Origin of the sequence: Ectopseudomonas khazarica, from assembly GCF_004521985.1 — a bacterium.
Taxonomy (GTDB): Bacteria; Pseudomonadota; Gammaproteobacteria; order Pseudomonadales; family Pseudomonadaceae; genus Aquipseudomonas; species Aquipseudomonas khazarica.
Window position 1 is genome coordinate 1 of sequence record NZ_SBHZ01000031.1, and the last position, 16511, is coordinate 16511.

13 protein-coding genes are annotated in these 16511 nt (G+C 66.9%); 11 read left to right on the plus strand and 2 right to left on the minus strand.

Annotation, left to right across the window (positions count from 1 at the left end):
- Positions 1-13: 13 nt before the first annotated feature.
- The 9 genes from EPK82_RS24410 (at position 14) to EPK82_RS24450 (ending at position 10503) form a co-directional block, all read left to right on the plus strand.
- Complete coding sequence (locus EPK82_RS24410; RefSeq protein ID WP_244230105.1) at positions 14-931, plus strand: carbohydrate ABC transporter permease; 918 nt, start codon at positions 14-16, stop codon at positions 929-931.
- 10 nt (positions 932-941) lie between these two features.
- Positions 942-1775 (plus strand): carbohydrate ABC transporter permease, encoded by an 834-nt coding sequence (locus EPK82_RS24415; RefSeq protein ID WP_037054547.1) that lies wholly within the window; start codon positions 942-944, stop codon positions 1773-1775.
- 13 nt (positions 1776-1788) lie between these two features.
- Positions 1789-2892: an ABC transporter ATP-binding protein gene (locus tag EPK82_RS24420; RefSeq protein WP_037054545.1), complete on the plus strand. Its 1104-nt coding sequence runs from the start codon at positions 1789-1791 to the stop codon at positions 2890-2892.
- Between the two features lie 26 nt (positions 2893-2918).
- Complete coding sequence (locus tag EPK82_RS24425) at positions 2919-4394, plus strand: mannitol dehydrogenase family protein (protein ID WP_134678323.1); 1476 nt, start codon at positions 2919-2921, stop codon at positions 4392-4394.
- A 15-nt stretch (positions 4395-4409) separates the two neighbouring features.
- The gene (gene tal, locus EPK82_RS24430; protein WP_134678324.1) at positions 4410-5372 is read left to right on the plus strand and encodes a transaldolase; all 963 of its coding nucleotides are present in this window, start codon (positions 4410-4412) and stop codon (positions 5370-5372) included.
- 2 nt (positions 5373-5374) lie between these two features.
- On the plus strand, positions 5375-6874 hold the full coding sequence (gene xylB / locus EPK82_RS24435) for a xylulokinase (RefSeq protein ID WP_134678325.1): 1500 nt from the start codon (positions 5375-5377) through the stop codon (positions 6872-6874).
- 109 nt (positions 6875-6983) lie between these two features.
- Positions 6984-7937, plus strand: a complete 954-nt coding sequence (locus tag EPK82_RS24440) for a carbohydrate kinase family protein (RefSeq protein ID WP_134678326.1) — start codon at positions 6984-6986, stop codon at positions 7935-7937.
- Between the two features lie 14 nt (positions 7938-7951).
- Complete coding sequence (pgi, locus tag EPK82_RS24445) at positions 7952-9616, plus strand: glucose-6-phosphate isomerase (protein ID WP_134678327.1); 1665 nt, start codon at positions 7952-7954, stop codon at positions 9614-9616.
- Between the two features lie 158 nt (positions 9617-9774).
- A complete protein-coding gene (locus EPK82_RS24450) occupies positions 9775-10503 on the plus strand; it encodes a carbonic anhydrase (protein ID WP_051800626.1) in 729 nt (242 codons plus the stop codon).
- Between the two features lie 249 nt (positions 10504-10752).
- Here the strand turns inward: EPK82_RS24450 and oadA are convergent, their stop codons facing one another.
- Complete coding sequence (oadA, locus tag EPK82_RS24455; RefSeq protein WP_037054531.1) at positions 10753-12561, minus strand: sodium-extruding oxaloacetate decarboxylase subunit alpha; 1809 nt, start codon at positions 12559-12561, stop codon at positions 10753-10755.
- A gap of 8 nt (positions 12562-12569) precedes the next feature.
- Positions 12570-13985 carry an acetyl-CoA carboxylase biotin carboxylase subunit gene (locus tag EPK82_RS24460; RefSeq protein WP_037054528.1) on the minus strand — a complete coding sequence of 472 codons (1416 nt, stop codon included), beginning with the start codon at positions 13983-13985 and terminating at the stop codon, positions 12570-12572.
- Between the two features lie 156 nt (positions 13986-14141).
- On the opposite strand from EPK82_RS24460, the gene EPK82_RS24465 reads away from it, so the two are divergent.
- The gene (locus EPK82_RS24465) at positions 14142-15116 is read left to right on the plus strand and encodes a LysR family transcriptional regulator (protein WP_134678328.1); all 975 of its coding nucleotides are present in this window, start codon (positions 14142-14144) and stop codon (positions 15114-15116) included.
- 81 nt (positions 15117-15197) lie between these two features.
- Positions 15198-16385, plus strand: a complete 1188-nt coding sequence (locus EPK82_RS24470) for an XdhC family protein (RefSeq protein WP_134678329.1) — start codon at positions 15198-15200, stop codon at positions 16383-16385.
- The last annotated feature ends 126 nt before the right edge of the window (positions 16386-16511 follow it).

Below are 16511 nucleotides of genomic sequence, written 5' to 3' on the forward strand. Positions count from 1 at the left end.
GAATTCTCCGGCCATCGACACACCTGCTGCCCAGCTCAGCACGCCGGGTGGGCGCAAGCCGCGGCGCCTGGCACCCGGCTGGTTCCTGGTCAGCCCTTCGGTGCTCCTGCTGCTGATCTGGATGATCGTGCCGCTGGGCATGACCGTCTATTTCTCGCTGATCCGCTACAACCTGCTGTACCCCGGCGAGAACGATTTCGTCGGCCTGGAGAACTTCGAGTACTTCGTCACCGACGCCGCCTTCCTCTCCGGTGCCGGCAATACCCTGCTGCTGGTGGGCAGCGTGTTGCTGATCAGCGTGGTGCTCGGCGTGCTCATCTCCGCCCTGCTGGAGGCCAGCGAATTCTTCGGTCGCGGCATCGCACGGGTGCTGCTGATCTCGCCGTTCTTCATCATGCCCACGGTCAGCGCGCTGCTGTGGAAGAACCTGATCTTCCATCCGGTGTCGGGGATTCTCGCCGCCGTCTGGCAGTTCTTCGGCGCCCAGCCGGTGGACTGGCTGGCGCACTATCCGCTGTTCTCGATCATCCTGATCGTGTCCTGGCAGTGGCTGCCGTTCGCCATCCTGATCCTGATGACCGCCATGCAGTCGCTGGACCAGGAGCAGAAGGAGGCCGCGCGCCTCGACGGCGCCGGCCCGCTCGCCATCTTCTGGCACCTGACCCTGCCGCACCTGGCGCGGCCGATTGCCGTGGTGGTGATGATCGAGACCATCTTCCTGCTCTCGGTGTTCGCCGAGATCTACACCACCACCAGCGGTGGTCCCGGCTACGAGTCGACCAACCTCGCCTACCTGATCTACAACCAGGCCCTGCTGCAGTTCGACGTCGGCATGGCCTCGGCGGGCGGGCTGATCGCGGTGGTCATCGCCAATATCGCCGCCATCGTGCTGATCCGCATGATCGGCAAGAACCTGACCGACAAGCAGTGAGGCCCCGGACATGCTGACCCTCAAGCAATCCCGTCGCCTGCAGAGCGTGCTGATCGGCACCCTGTCCTGGGCGATCGCCGCGGTGATCTTCTTCCCGATCTTGTGGATGGTGCTGACCAGCCTGAAGACCGAGATCGACGCCTTCGCCACGCCACCGCAGTTCATCTTCATGCCGACGCTGGAGAACTACCTGCACATCAACGAGCGCAGCGACTACTTCGCCTTCGCCTGGAACTCGGTGCTGATCTCCGTCTCCGCCACGCTGCTGTGCATGCTCCTGGCCGTGCCGGCGGCCTATTCCATGGCGTTCTTCGAGACCAGGCGCACCCGCGGCACGCTGCTGTGGATGCTGTCGACCAAGATGCTGCCGCCGGTCGGCGTGCTGGTGCCGATCTACCTGCTGGCCAAGCAGTTCGGCCTGCTCGATTCGCGCCTGGCGCTGATCATCATCTACACCCTGATCAACCTGCCGATCCTGGTGTGGATGGTTTACACCTACTTCAAGGACATCCCCGTGGACATCCTCGAAGCCGCGCGCCTGGACGGCGCCACCACCTGGCAGGAGATCGTCCGCGTGCTGCTGCCGATCGCTCGCGGCGGCCTGGCCTCGACCATGCTGCTGTCGCTGATCCTGTGCTGGAACGAGGCATTCTGGTCGCTCAACCTGACCAGCTCCGCCGCCGCCCCGCTGACCGCGCTGGTGGCCTCCTACTCCAGCCCCGAGGGCCTGTTCTGGGCCAAGCTCTCCGCCGTCTCGACCCTGGCCTGCGCGCCCATCCTGATCTTCGGCTGGATCAGCCAAAAACAACTGGTACGCGGCCTGTCCTTCGGCGCGGTGAAATAACGGGAGAACTGACATGGCTGATCTGAAGATCCGCAACCTGAAGAAAGGCTTCGATGGCACCGCGATCATCAAGGGCATCGACCTGGACATCCGCGACCGCGAGTTCGTGGTGTTCGTCGGCCCCTCCGGCTGCGGCAAGTCCACCCTGCTGCGCCTGATCGCCGGGCTCGAGGAAGTCAGCAGCGGCCACATCGAGCTCGATGGCAAGGACATCACCGATGTCGCCCCGGCGCGCCGCGACCTGGCCATGGTGTTCCAGACCTACGCGCTGTACCCGCACATGACCGTGCGCAAGAACCTGTCGTTCGCCCTCGACCTGGCGCGGGTGGGCAAGCAGGAAGTCGAGGCGAAGGTCGCCAACGCCGCACGCATCCTGCAACTGGAGGCCCTGCTCGAACGCAAGCCCAGGCAGCTGTCCGGTGGCCAGCGCCAGCGTGTGGCCATCGGGCGCGCCATCGTGCGCAACCCGAAGATCTTCCTGTTCGACGAGCCGCTGTCCAACCTCGACGCCGCCCTGCGCGTGCAGACCCGCCTGGAGCTGGCGCGACTGCACAAGGACCTGCAGGCGACCATGATCTACGTGACCCACGACCAGGTCGAAGCCATGACCCTGGCCGACAAGGTGGTGGTGCTCAATGGCGGCCGCATCGAGCAGGTCGGCTCGCCGCTGGAGCTGTACCACCACCCGGCCAACCTGTTCGTCGCCGGTTTTCTCGGCACGCCGAAGATGGGTTTCCTGCGCGGCACGCTGCAGCAGGTCGAGGCCGACAGCTGCACCGTGCAACTGGAATGCGGCGGCCAGCTGAGCCTGCCGCTGTCCGCCGCCGGGCTCGCCGTCGGCAGCAGCGTGACCCTGGGCGTGCGCCCCGAGCACCTCAACGTCGCCGCCGCCGGCGCGGGCCGCCTGCAGGTGACCGCCGACGTCAGCGAACGCCTGGGCAGCGACACCTTCTGCCACGTGCGCTGCAGCTCGGGCGAAATGCTCACGGTGCGGGTACGGGGCGACTTCGCGCCGCGCTATGGCGACACCCTGGCGCTGGATTTCGACCCGGCGCACTGCCACCTCTTCGACGCCGACGGCCAGGCCGTCGCCAAACCCTTGCAGCAGGCCGCCTGACAGCGCGCCATCACGGGACTTTCCAGATGAAACTCAATCGCCAGCAGCTCTCCCGGCTTGGCGGCGCTGTCGCGCTGCCAGCCTACACCCCGGACATGATCCGCACCGGCATCGCCCATATCGGCGTTGGCGGCTTTCACCGTGCTCACCAGGCGGTCTACACCGATGCCCTGATGAACCAGGGCCTGGCGCTCGACTGGGGCATCTGCGGGGTCGGCGTGCGCAGTGAGGACCGCGCCATGCGCGACGCCCTGGCCGGCCAGGACTATCTCTACACCCTGGTCGAACTGGGTGACGAACCGAACCTGCCGGTACGGGTGATCGGCGCCATCAACGACATGCTGCTGGCCGAGGAATCGCCGCAGGCGCTGATCGACAAGCTCGCCGACCCGGCGATCCGCATCGTCTCGCTGACCATCACCGAAGGCGGCTACTGCATCGACGACAGCAGCGGGGAGTTCCTCGCCGAGTTGCCGGCGATCCAGCACGACCTGCGCCACCCCGACGCCCCCAGGAGTGTGTTCGGCTTCCTCTGCGCGGCCCTGGCCAGGCGCCGGGCCGCCGGCATTCCGGCCTTTACCCTGATGTCCTGCGATAACCTGCCGCACAACGGCGCCGTCACGCGCAAGGCGCTGCTCGCCTTCGCTCAGCTGGCCGACCAGGAACTGGCCAGCTGGATCGACCAGCACGTGTCGTTTCCCAATGCCATGGTCGACCGCATCACCCCCATGACCAGCGCCGCGCACCGCCAGCAGCTGGCCGCGCAGCACGGCGTCGAGGACGCCTGGCCGGTGGTCTGCGAGCCCTTCGTGCAATGGGTGCTGGAAGACAAGTTCGTCAGCGGCCGGCCCGCCTGGGAAGAGGTCGGCGTGCAGTTCACCGACGACGTCACGCCCTACGAAGAGATGAAGATCAAGCTGCTCAACGGCAGCCACCTGGCCCTGACCTACCTGGGCTTTCTCAAGGGCTATCGCTTCGTCCACGAGACCATGAACGACCCGCTGATGCGCCAGTACGTGCGCAGCTTCATGGACCTCGACGTCACGCCGCAGTTGGCCCCGGTGCCGGGCATCGACCTGACCACCTACAAGGACACGCTGATCGACCGCTTCTCCAACCAGGCCATCGCCGACCAGCTGGAGCGCGTCTGCTCCGACGGCTCGTCGAAGTTTCCCAAGTTCATCGTGCCGACCCTGCAGCGCCTGATCGCCGACGGCAAGCCACTGGACCGGGTGGCCCTGGTGGTCGCCGCCTGGGCGCTGTACCTCAAGGGCGAGGACGAAAGCGGCGCCCGCTACCGGATTCCCGACCCGAGGGCCGAGCATTGCCAGGCGCTGGTCGCCGACGATGCCCAGCTCACCGCGCGGGTGCTCGGCGAGGAGACGATCTTCGGCAGCGCGCCAGGGCGTTCGCTGGAATTCGTCGCCGCCTTCGAGCGCTGCCTGACCAGCCTGCGCGAGCGGGGCGTCAGCCAGACCCTGCACAACCTGCTGCACGCCTAGGCCCCGGAGACGCACATGCCCAGCCTGCTCAGCCAACTCAAGCAGCACAGCGTGGTGGTCGCCGACACCGGCAACCTGGTCGCCATCAACCGCTTCCAGCCCGAGGACGCCACCACCAACCCGTCGATCATCCTCAAGGCGCTGCAGGCGGGGCAGTACCAGCGTCAGGTCGACGACGCACTGCGCCAGGCCATCCGCAGCGGCGCAGCGCCCAGCGCGATCATCGCCGAGGCGTGCGACCGCCTGGTGGTCAGCATGGGCGTGGAGATTCTCGCGACCATCCGGGGCAAGGTGTCCACCGAAGTGCCGGCGGCGCTGTCCTTCGATAGCGCCGCCACCGTGGCGCGGGCGCGCGCGCTGCATCAGCGCTACCTGCAGCTGGGCATCCCCGGCGACCGTGTCCTGGTGAAGATCGCCGCCACCTGGGAAGGCATCCAGGCGGCGCGCCAGCTGGAGCGCGAGGGCATTCGCTGCAACCTCACGCTGATCTTCAACCTGGCCCAGGCCCGCGCCTGCGCCGAGGCCGGCATCTACCTGGTGTCGCCTTTCGTCGGGCGTATTCTCGACTGGCACAGGCAGCAGACTCCGGACGTCCGCTTCGAGGCCGAGAACGACCCCGGCGTGCTGTCGGTGCGCCAGGTCTATCGCTTCTTCAAGCAGCACGACTACGCCACGGTGGTGATGGCCGCGAGCTTTCGCAACATCGGCGAAGTGCTCGCCCTGGCCGGCTGCGACCGCCTGACCATCAGCCCTGCCCTGCTCGCCGAACTGGAACAGGCCAGCGGCGAACTGCGGCCAGCGCTGCAGGACGACGGCCAGCGGGTGCTCGCCCCAGCCTGCCTCGACGAGCAGCAGTTTCGCTGGCAGATGAACGAAGACCCCATGGCCACGGAGAAGCTCGCCGAGGGCATTCGCCAGTTCCATGCCGATCAGCTCGCCCTGGAAGCGCTGCTGATCGAGCGCATGCGGGAGCTCTGAGCATGTACCTCGGTATCGACTGCGGCACCCAGGGCACCAAGGCCCTGGTGCTCGACGCCGACAGCGGCCAGGTGCTCGGCGCCGGCAGCGCCAGCCATAGCCTGCAGAGCGCGGCCAACGGTCGCCGCGAGCAGCAGCCGGGGCAATGGCTGGAGGCCTTCGAGCAGGCCACGCGGCAGGCGCTGGCGGCCGCCGGCATTCGCGGCGAGCAGATTCTCGGCATCGGCGTCTCCGGCCAGCAGCATGGCCTGGTCCTGCTCGACGAGCAGGGCGCGGTGCTGCGTCCGGCCAAGCTCTGGTGCGACACCGAATCGACCCCGGAGAACCAGCGCCTGCTCGAGCACCTCGGCGGCGCAGCCGGTTCGCTGCAGCGCCTGGGCGTGGCCATCGCGCCCGGTTACACGGTGTCCAAGCTGCTCTGGACGCGCGAGCAGCACCCCGAACTGTTCGCCCGCATCGCGCATATCCTGCTGCCGCACGACTACCTCAACCACTGGCTCACCGGGCGTGCCTGCAGCGAATACGGCGACGCCTCCGGCAGCGGCTATTTCGACGTGCGCACACGCCAATGGGACGGCGCGCTGCTGGATTTCATCGACCCCAGCGGACGCCTGCAGCGCGCCCTGCCGCAACTGCTGGAGCCGGACCAGCCGGTGGGGCCGATCCGCCCGCAGATCGCCGAGCGCCTGGGCCTGAACCCGCAGGCCGTGGTGGCCAGCGGCGGCGGCGACAACATGATGGGGGCCATCGGCACCGGCAACATCCGTCCCGGCGCGATCACCATGAGCCTGGGCACCTCCGGCACGCTGTACGCCTACAGCGAGCAGCCGATGATCAGCCCGCATGCCCAGGTGGCGACTTTCTGCTCGTCGTCCGGCGGCTGGCTGCCATTGATCTGCACCATGAACCTGACCAGCGCCACCGGGCTGATCCAGCAGTTGCTGGAACTGGACATCCAGGCCTTCGGCGCGCTGGTCGAGCAGGCGCCCATCGGGGCCGAGGGTCTGCTGATGCTGCCGTTCTTCAACGGCGAACGGGTACCGGCGCTGCCCAACGCGCGCGCCAGCCTGCTGGGCATGGACAGCGACAACCTGACCCGCGCCAACCTCTGCCGGGCGGTGGTCGAGGGCACCAGCTTCGGTTTGCGCTACGGTCTCGACCTGCTGCGCGCCAGCGGCCTGCAGAGCCAGACCATCCGCCTGATCGGTGGTGCGGCGAAGAGCCCGGTGTGGCGCCAGGTGATCGCCGACATCATGGGCACGCCGCTGGTCTGCCCGCGACAGACCGAGGCCGCCGCCCTGGGTGCGGCGATCCAGGCGGCCTGGTGCCTGACCACGGGTGCCGACCGCCAGGCGCAGCTGGCCGCACTGTGCGAACGTTGCGTGCAGCTCGACGCCAGCACGCAGACGCAGCCGGACCCGGCGCGCACGGCGCAGTACGAAGAGGTCTACCGACACTATCGCGAGCAGGTCAGCCGGCTCGCCGAACACAACCCGGCGTGAGAACGCCCCGAGGGCGGCTGCGGAACACCCGGCACTGGCGCAGAGCAACGCCGCGAGCCAGCGCCAGGGCCGTTTACGGAGTTGCCCGAGAACCGATACGGAGAGACATATGTACCTGGTCTGTGGCGAAGCACTGTTCGACGTGTTCATCCAGAGCGACGGCGCCCGCAGCAACGAGCTGGCCTTCAAGGCCATCGCCGGTGGCTCGCCGTTCAACGTGGCGCTGGGCATGCGCCGCATGGGGGCCGACTCGGCGCTGTTCACCGGGATATCCTCCGACAGCCTCGGCCAGCGCCTGCGCCAGGTCCTGCACGACGAGGGCGTGAGCGATGCCTACCTGATCGCCAGCGATGCGCCGACCACCCTGGCGATGGTCGGCGTGGATGCCGCCGGCTCACCGCAGTATTCCTTCCGTGGCGAGGGCTGCGCCGACCGCCTGCTGCTGAGCGAACACCTGCCGACCCTGGATGCCCAGGTGCGCGGCCTGCATGTCGGCTCCTTCTCCCTGGTGGTGGAGCCGGTGGCCAGCACGCTGCTGGCGCTGGTGCAGCGCGAACATCAGCGACGCCTGATCAGCCTCGACCCCAACGTGCGCCTCGGCCCGGCGCCGGATGTCGCGCTATGGCGCGAACGGGTCGAAGCCTTCGCCAGCCATGCGCACCTGATCAAGGTCAGCGAAGAGGACCTGCAGCTGCTGTACCCCGAGCGCGAGCCACAGCAGGTCGCGGCCGGCTGGCTCAACGAACGCTGCCAGCTGGTGTTTCTCACCCATGGCAGTGCCGGCGCCAGCGTGCACTGCCGTCACGGGCACTGGTCGGCACCGGCGCTGCCGGTGCATACGCGCGACACCGTCGGTGCGGGCGATACCTTCCAGGCGGCGCTGCTCAGCTACCTGGCACGGCATGGCCTGGACAGCCCCGAGGCGCTGAAGACGCTCGACCGCGCAACGATCGACGACATGCTGCGCCTGGCCATCGAGGCGGCCGCGCTGACCTGCTCGCGGGTCGGCCCCGACCTGCCCTACCTGCACGAGCTGGACCGCCATCACCTGGCCGCGCGCTGAGAGAGGATTGCCCGATGCCCTACACCCCGTCCTCGCAGGACGTCACCCAACTGCCCAGCTGGCAGGCACTGCGCGAGCAGCGCCAGGCACTGGAGGGTTTCAGCCTGCGCCAGGCCTTCACCGACGACCCGCAACGCTTCGCGCGCTTCTCGCTGGATGACTGCGGCCTGTTCCTCGACTACTCGAAGAACCTGATCGACGTGCGCACCCGCAGCCTGCTGGTCGAACTGGCCCGCGAGGCCGGCCTGGCCGAGGCCATCGCGGCGCTGTTCGATGGCGCGCAGGTCAACGCCTCGGAGCGGCGCCCGGCGTTGCACACGGCGCTGCGCCGGCCGCTGGGCGAGCGCGTGCTGGTCGACGGCGTGGACGTGATGCCGCAGGTGCACCGCGCCCTGCAACGCATGAGCGAACTGGTCGGCCGGGTGCACCATGGTCTGTGGCGCGGCTACAGCGACAAGCCGATCACCGACGTGGTGAACATCGGCATCGGCGGCTCGTTCCTCGGCCCGCAGCTGGTGTCCGAGGCGCTGCTGCCGTTCGCCCAGCGCGGCGTGCGCTGCCACTACCTGGCCAATATCGACGGCAGCTCGTTCCAGGAGCTGGCCGCCAAGCTGTGTGCGGAAACCACGCTGTTCATCGTCTCGTCGAAGACCTTCGGCACCCTGGAAACCCTGAAGAACGCCCAGGCCGCACGTGGCTGGTACCTGGCCCAGGGTGGCAGCGAAGAGGAGCTGCACCGGCACTTCATGGCGGTGTCGAGCAACGTCGAGGCGGCCTGCGCCTTCGGCATCCGCGAGGAAAACATCCTGCCCATGTGGGACTGGGTCGGTGGGCGCTATTCGCTGTGGTCGGCCATCGGCCTGCCCATCGCCATGTCCATCGGCATCTCCAACTTCAAGGAGCTGCTCACCGGCGCCTACCGCATGGACCGGCACTTCCAGCAGGCGCCGTTCGAACGCAACATGCCGCTGCTGCTGGCCATGCTCGGCGTCTGGTACGGCAATTTCTGGGGCGCGCAGAGCCACGCGATCCTGCCGTACGACCATTACCTGCGCAACATCACCAAGCACCTGCAACAACTGGACATGGAGTCCAACGGCAAGCGCGTGCGCCAGGACGGCAGCGCGCTGCAGATCGCCAGCGGCCCGGTGATCTGGGGCGGCGTCGGCTGCAACGGCCAGCACGCCTATCACCAGCTGCTGCACCAGGGCACGCTGCTGATCCCGGCGGACTTCATCGTCCCGGTGAGCAGCTACAACCCGGTCGCCGATCACCATCAATGGCTGTTCGCCAACTGCCTGTCGCAGAGCCAGGCGCTGATGCTCGGCAAGAGCCACGCCGAGGCCGAGGCCGAACTGCGCGCCCAGGGCCTGAGCGAAGCCGAGGTGCAGCGCCTGGCGCCGCACAAGGTGGTCCCCGGCAACCGCCCGAGCAACACCCTGGTGCTGGAGCGGGTCAGCCCCGGCCGCCTGGGCGCGCTGATCGCCCTCTACGAGCACAAGGTGTTCGTGCAGAGCGTGATCTGGGGCATCAACGCCTTCGATCAGTGGGGCGTGGAGCTGGGCAAGGAACTGGGCAAGGGCGTCTACTCGCGCATGGTCGGCAGCGACCTCAGCGGCGCCGAGGATGCGTCCACCCAGGGACTGATCGACTTCTTCCGCAGCCACCACCGCGGCTGACGAGCTGCGGCTCGCCCGGCCGCAGGCGTTCGCCACGAATTGCAAAAACCTACCGGTTGTCGCGCCGCCTGGCGCAGGAGAAACTTGCGGTGTGACTCGCACAGCGCAGCGGCTGTCGTTCTAGCAGCGCATTTTCAGATAACAAAGAGGTTCAGGGCATGCCTTACAAACACCAGGTGATTCCGCTTCAGACCCATGAGGGCAACGAAACCGCCGAGCAGGCGCTGCACAGCATCGTCGATGGCTTCAAGCGCTTTCGCAACGAAGTCTTCCCACAGCAGGAAGAACTGTTCAAGAAGCTCGCCACCGCCCAGAACCCGCGCGCCATGTTCATCACCTGCGCCGACTCGCGCGTGGTGCCGGAACTGATCACCCAGAGCTCGCCCGGCGACCTGTTCGTCAACCGCAACGTCGGTAACGTGGTGCCGGCCTACGGGCAGATGATGGGCGGCGTCTCCACCGCCATCGAATACGCGGTGATGGCCCTGGGCGTGCAGCACATCGTCGTCTGCGGCCACTCCGACTGCGGCGCGATGAAGGCGGTACTCAACCCGGCGTCGCTGGAAACCATGCCCACCGTCAAGGCCTGGCTGCGCCATGCCGAGGTGGCACGCAGCGTGGTGGCGGAGAACTGCAACTGCAGCGACGACAAGGAAACCCTGGCGGTGCTCACCGAGGAAAACGTGGTGGCGCAGCTCAACCACCTGTGCACCCACCCATCGGTAGCGGCCAAGCTGGCGCGCGGCCAGCTGTTCATCCACGGCTGGGTGTATGACATCGAAACCAGCCAGATCAAGGCCTATGACGCCGAGCTGGGCACTTTCCTGCCGCTCGACGGCGACAAGGTGCCGATGGCCACCCCGCGCTCGCGCTTCCCGCAGGAATGAAAAAGACCGGCCGGAGCGAACTGCTCCGGCCGGTCGAAGGGAAAAGGCCGCGCCCCGCGCAAGCGGTGCTGATCGCCCGCGCTGTGCTTGCACACCCGGGGCACGGCCAGAGAACCGTGGTAAAAAAAGGAGCCTTGCGGCTCCCGGGTCTCGAACCCTTGGCGCCTCATGCGAAGCGCCCGTGAATAAAAAAGGAGCCCGGGTTACGCCCCGTCAAACTTGCCCATCCAACAGGCCGGGCTCCTGAGGTTAACCTTCGATTTCCACCAGCACTTCGCCCGGATTGACGCGGTCGCCCTTGGCCACGTGAACGGCCTTGACCTTGCCGGCAATCGGCGCCTGCACTTCGGTTTCCATCTTCATCGCTTCGGTGATCAGCACCGCCTGACCGGCCTTGACCGTGTCACCTTCCTTGACCAGCACATCGACGATGTTGCCCGGCATGGTGGTGGACACGTCGCCCGGGGCGCCGGCCTGCTTGCGCTTGCCGCCACTGCCGGCGACGAATTCGTTGAGCGGCTCGAACACCACTTCTTCCGGCATGCCGTCGATGGACAGGTAGAAGTGACGCTTGCCGTCGCCCTTGACGCCGACCCCGGTGATGTCCACGCGGTAGCTCTCGCCGTGCACGTCGACCACGAACTCGGTCGGCACGCCTTCGCCGCCGACCGGCGCCGCGCCCTGGCCACTGGGCATGGGCAGCAGTTCTTCGGGCTTGAGGGTGCCGGCCTCGCGCTCTTCGAGGAACTTGCGCCCGATGTCGGGGAACATGGCGAAGGTCAGCACGTCCTCTTCGGACTTGGCCAGGCTGCCGATCTCTTCACGCAGGCGCGCCAGCTCGGGCTTGAGCAGGTCGGCCGGACGCACGTCGATCACTTCCTCGCTGCCGATGGCCTGCTTGCGCAGCTGCTCGTCGACCTTGCCCGGGGCCTTGCCGTAGCGACCCTGCAGATACAGCTTCACCTCGTTGGTGATGGTCTTGTAGCGCTCGCCGGCCAGCACGTTGAAGAACGCCTGGGTACCGACGATCTGCGAAGTGGGCGTGACCAGCGGCGGGAAGCCGAGGTCGGCACGCACGCGCGGAATCTCGTCCAGCACTTCGTTCATGCGGTTCAGCGCGCCCTGCTCCTTGAGCTGGTTGGCCAGGTTGGAAATCATCCCGCCCGGCACCTGGTTGACCTGCACGCGGGTGTCCACGCCGGTGAACTCGCTCTCGAACTGGTGGTACTTCTTGCGCACGGCATGGAAGTACATGCCGATCTCCTGGATCAGCTCCAGGTCCAGGCCGGTGTCGAACTCGCTGCCCTTGAGCGCGGCGACCATCGACTCGGTACCCGGATGGCTGGTGCCCCAGGCCAGGCTGGAGATGGCGGTGTCGATATGGTCGGCGCCGGCTTCGATGGCCTTGAGCTGGCACATCGCGCCGAGGCCGGCCGTGTCGTGACTGTGGATGAACACCGGCAGGTCGACTTCGCTCTTCAGCGCCTTGACCAGCTCGAAGGTGGCGTACGGCGTGAGCAGGCCGGCCATGTCCTTGATGGCGATGGAGTCGATGCCCATCGCCTGCATGGCCTTGGCCTGGGCGACGAAGGCGTCGGTGGTGTGCACCGGGCTGGTGGTGTAGGCAATGGTGCCCTGGGCATGCTTGCCGGCGGCCTTGACCGCCTCGATGGCGACGCGCAGGTTACGCACGTCGTTCATCGCGTCGAAGATGCGGAACACGTCGATGCCGTTGACCGCCGCCTTGGCGACGAAGGCCTTGACCACGTCATCGCTGTAATGCCGGTAGCCGAGCAGGTTCTGCCCGCGCAGGAGCATCTGCAGGCGGGTATTGGGCAGCGCGGCCTTGAGCTGACGCAGACGCTCCCACGGGTCTTCCTTGAGGAAGCGCACGCACGAGTCGAACGTGGCGCCGCCCCAGACTTCCAGCGACCAGTAGCCCACGCGGTCGAGCTTGTCGCAGATCGGCAGCATGTCTTCGGTGCGCATCCGCGTGGCCAGCAGCGACTGGTGGGCATCGCGCAGGACGGTATCGGTAACGGTGATCTTCTTGCTCATGATGTCCCCTACAGGCCCGCGTGGGCAGCGATGGCGGTGGCGATGGCGATGGCCAGGTGCGACGGATTGCGCTTGATCGAGTACTGGGTCAGTTCCGGATGGCTTTCGACGAAGCTGGTGTTGAACTGGCCGCTGCGAAATTCCGGGTTACGCAGGATTTCCTGGTAATAGGGCGCGGTGGTGCGCACGCCTTGCACGCGCATGTCGTCCAGCGCGCGCAGGCCACGGTCCATCGCCTCTTCCCAGGTCAGCGCCCAGACGATCAGCTTCAGGCACATCGAGTCGTAATAGGGCGGAATGGTGTAGCCGGTGTAGATCGCCGTGTCGGTACGCACGCCGGGACCGCCGGGGGCATAGTAGCGGGTGATCTTGCCGAACGAGGGCAGGAAGTTGTTCTTCGGGTCCTCGGCGTTGATGCGGAACTGCAGGGCATAACCGCGGTGGATGATGTCTTCCTGCTTGATCGACAGGGCCAGGCCCGAAGCGATGCGGATCTGCTCGCGGACGATGTCGATGCCGGTGATTTCCTCGGTGATGGTGTGCTCCACCTGCACCCGGGTGTTCATCTCCATGAAGTACACCTCGCCCTCGGCGAGCAGGAACTCCACGGTGCCGGCGTTCTCGTAGCCCACGGCCTGGGCGGCGCGCACGGCGAGGTCGCCGATGTAGGCGCGCTGCTCAGGGGTGAGCTGCGGGCTGGGGGCGATCTCGATGAGCTTCTGGTTGCGGCGCTGGATCGAGCAGTCGCGCTCGTACAGATGCACGGTGTTGCCAAAGCTGTCGGCGAGGATCTGCGCTTCGATGTGCTTCGGATTGACGATGCACTTTTCCAGGAACACCTCTGCGCTGCCGAAGGCCTTGGTCGCCTCGGAGATCACCCGTGGGTAGGCCTGTTCCAGGTCCTCACGGCTGTTGCAGCGACGAATGCCGCGCCCACCACCACCGGAGGTGGCCTTGAGCATCACCGGGTAGCCGATGCGCTCGGCCTCACGCAGGGCCTCGGCCAGGTCGGCGACATTGCCTTCGGTGCCGGGGGTGCAGGGTACGCCGGCGGCGATCATGCTGCGGCGCGCTTCGGTCTTGTCGCCCATGCGGCGGATGACTTCAGCGCTCGGGCCTATGAACTTGATTCCACGTTCGGCGCAAATCTCCGCCAGTTCGGCATTCTCGGACAGGAATCCGTAGCCCGGATGCAGGGCGTCGCAACCGGTCTCCACCGCCAGGTTCACCAGCTTGCGCGGGTTCAGGTAGCCGGCCAGCGGATCCTCGCCGATGCTGTGCGCCTCGTCGGCACGCTTGACGTGCAGCGCGTGACGGTCCGCATCCGAATAGATGGCCACCGAGCGAATGCCCATCTCGGCACAGGCCCGCACGATGCGGACGGCGATTTCACCACGGTTGGCGATCAGGATCTTCTTGATCACGGTTCGAATCCTCAGCGCAGAGCTGCAAGGGCCGCTGCAACAGTTGGTTGCAAAGTTGGACAAACCCTATCCGGCTATACGGATTAACCAAAATGAATAATTATTTGATCAGGCATAAGTAATTACTTATTCATCTTTGCGAACGAGGAAACGACCGTGCGTAAAACCCTGCTGCGCATGACCCTGCGCCAGCTCCAGGTCTTCCGTGCCGTGTGCGAGCACGGCTCCTACAGCCGCGCCGCCGACGAAATGGCCCTGACCCAGCCCGCCGTCAGCCTGCAGATCCGCCAGTTGGAAGAGCTGGTCGGCCAGCCGCTGTTCGAGTACCTCGGCAAGAAGCTCTACCTGACCGAGGCCGCCGAAGCCCTGCGCCGCGCCAGCAGCGACATCTTCGGTCGCCTGGAAAGCCTGGACATGCAGCTGTCGGACCTGCAGGGCTCGCTGCAGGGACAACTGAACCTGTGCGTGGAATCCAGCGCCAAGTATTTCATTCCGCACCTTTTCGCCGACTTTCGCCGCAGTTACCCGGAAGTCAGCCTGACCCTGACCGTGGTCAACCACAGCCTGGTGGTACGCCGCCTGACCCAGAGCCGCGACGACCTGATGATCATGAGCCAGGTGCCGCAGGACATGGCGCTGGACTTCATGCCCTTCCTCAACAACCCGATCATCGCCGTGGCGGCGCCGGACCATCCGCTGTGCCAGGCGGACAACCTGCAATTGCAGGACCTGACCCCCTACCCCCTGCTGATCCGCGAGAGCGGCTCGGGCACCCGGCGCGCCTGCGAGGAGTACTGCCACCAGAAGCGCGCGCACTTCCCCAACACCCTGGAGATCGGCTCGCTGGAATCGCAGCGTGAAGCGGTGCTGGCCGGCCTCGGTATCGCCCTGCTGCCACGCCACGCCGTGCGCCTGGAGCTGCAGCACGGCTTGCTGCGCGAACTGCCGGTGGCCGAGCTGCCGCTGCAGCGCAGCTGGTGCGTGGTGAACATCCGCGGGCGACGCCTGTCCCCCGTGGCCCAGGCCTTCGTCGACTTCATCCGCACCGAGCGCGCGCATATCGTCAGGCTGGCCGAGCGTTTCGAAGGCAGCCACGCAGGATCGGGCAAGAATCTCGCAGGATCGGCCTAACTCTCCTTAACTGGCATACGGAACATTGGCAGTCTGAGGGTCGCCGCCTGTCGCTGCCCCGTTCTTGTCTGGGAGAAACCTATGTTGTCGGGAATCAGTGCCCTGCTCGACGCCATCGGCAGCGTCGAACGCGACAACGGCCAGGCCGTGCTCGCCACTGTGGTCAAGGTGGAAGGCTCGGCCTACCGACGCCCCGGCGCGCGCATGCTGATCCCGCTCTACGGCGGTACCGTGGGCACCATCAGCGGCGGCTGCCTGGAATCCGAAGTGGCGAAGAAGGCCTGGTGGCTGACCGACAGCGGCGAGGCGGTGATCCGCCGCTACAGCACCGCGACCCAGGATGACGATGATGACCAGGACGCCGCGCTGACCTTCGGCCTGGGCTGCAATGGCACCGTGCACGTGCTGCTCGAACGGCACAGCGCGGAGAAGCCCCTGGGCGTGCTCGACCTGCTGCGCCAGGTGCGCGAAAGCGGCCAGCCCGGCGCGCTGGCCACAGTGATCTCCAGCTATCGTCACGCCCGCGTGCGTGTCGGCGATCGCCTCGCCCTGCACCCCTCGCAGGCCAGCAGCGAACGCCTGCCCGAGCCCGGCCTCGACGATGCGCTCCGCGCCGACCTGGCCGAGACCCTGGCCCTGGGCCGCTCCTCGCTGCGAACCTATCAGGGTGCGCGCGGCGAGATCGAAGTGTTCTGCGAGTACCTGCCGCCGCAACGCCGCCTGGTGATCTTCGGCGCCGGGCATGATGCGCAGCCGCTGAGCCACATGGCTAAGTTGCTGGACTGGCATGTCAGCGTGATCGACGGGCGCGCGCATTTCGCCCGCGCCGAGCGTTTCCCCGATGCCGACGTCGTGCGCCAGGTGGACGTGAAAGCACCCTACGGCCTGACCCGGCTGACCGACGGTGCGCTGGTGGCGATCATGAGCCACAGCTACAGCCAGGATCGTCACTGGCTGGGCAGCGTGCTGCAGGGCTCGCCCCTTTACGTCGGCCAACTGGGCCCACGCGAGCGCACCGAGCGCCTGCTGGGGGAAATTCGCCAGTACGCCGCACAACTGCCCGCGCTGGACCGCCTGCACTACCCCATCGGCCTGGATATCGGTGGCGACACACCGGAAAGCGTGGCCACCTCGATCCTGGCCGAGATGACCGCCGCACTGAACGAGCGCAGCGGAGGCATGCTCAAGCACCGCCAGGCGTCGATCCATGCGCAGACCCCACTGGAGTCGAGCGACATCGCAGCGACCACCCGCCTGACCGCCTCCTGAACGCGGCCCCGGATTGCATCCGGGCTACGTCACCCCCCTGTAGGAGCGGCTTCAGCCGCGATCGATCACAAGGGCTCAGCGCTGAAGCAGCCCTGTACAACCCCCGCCCCCTCAAGCACCCATCAC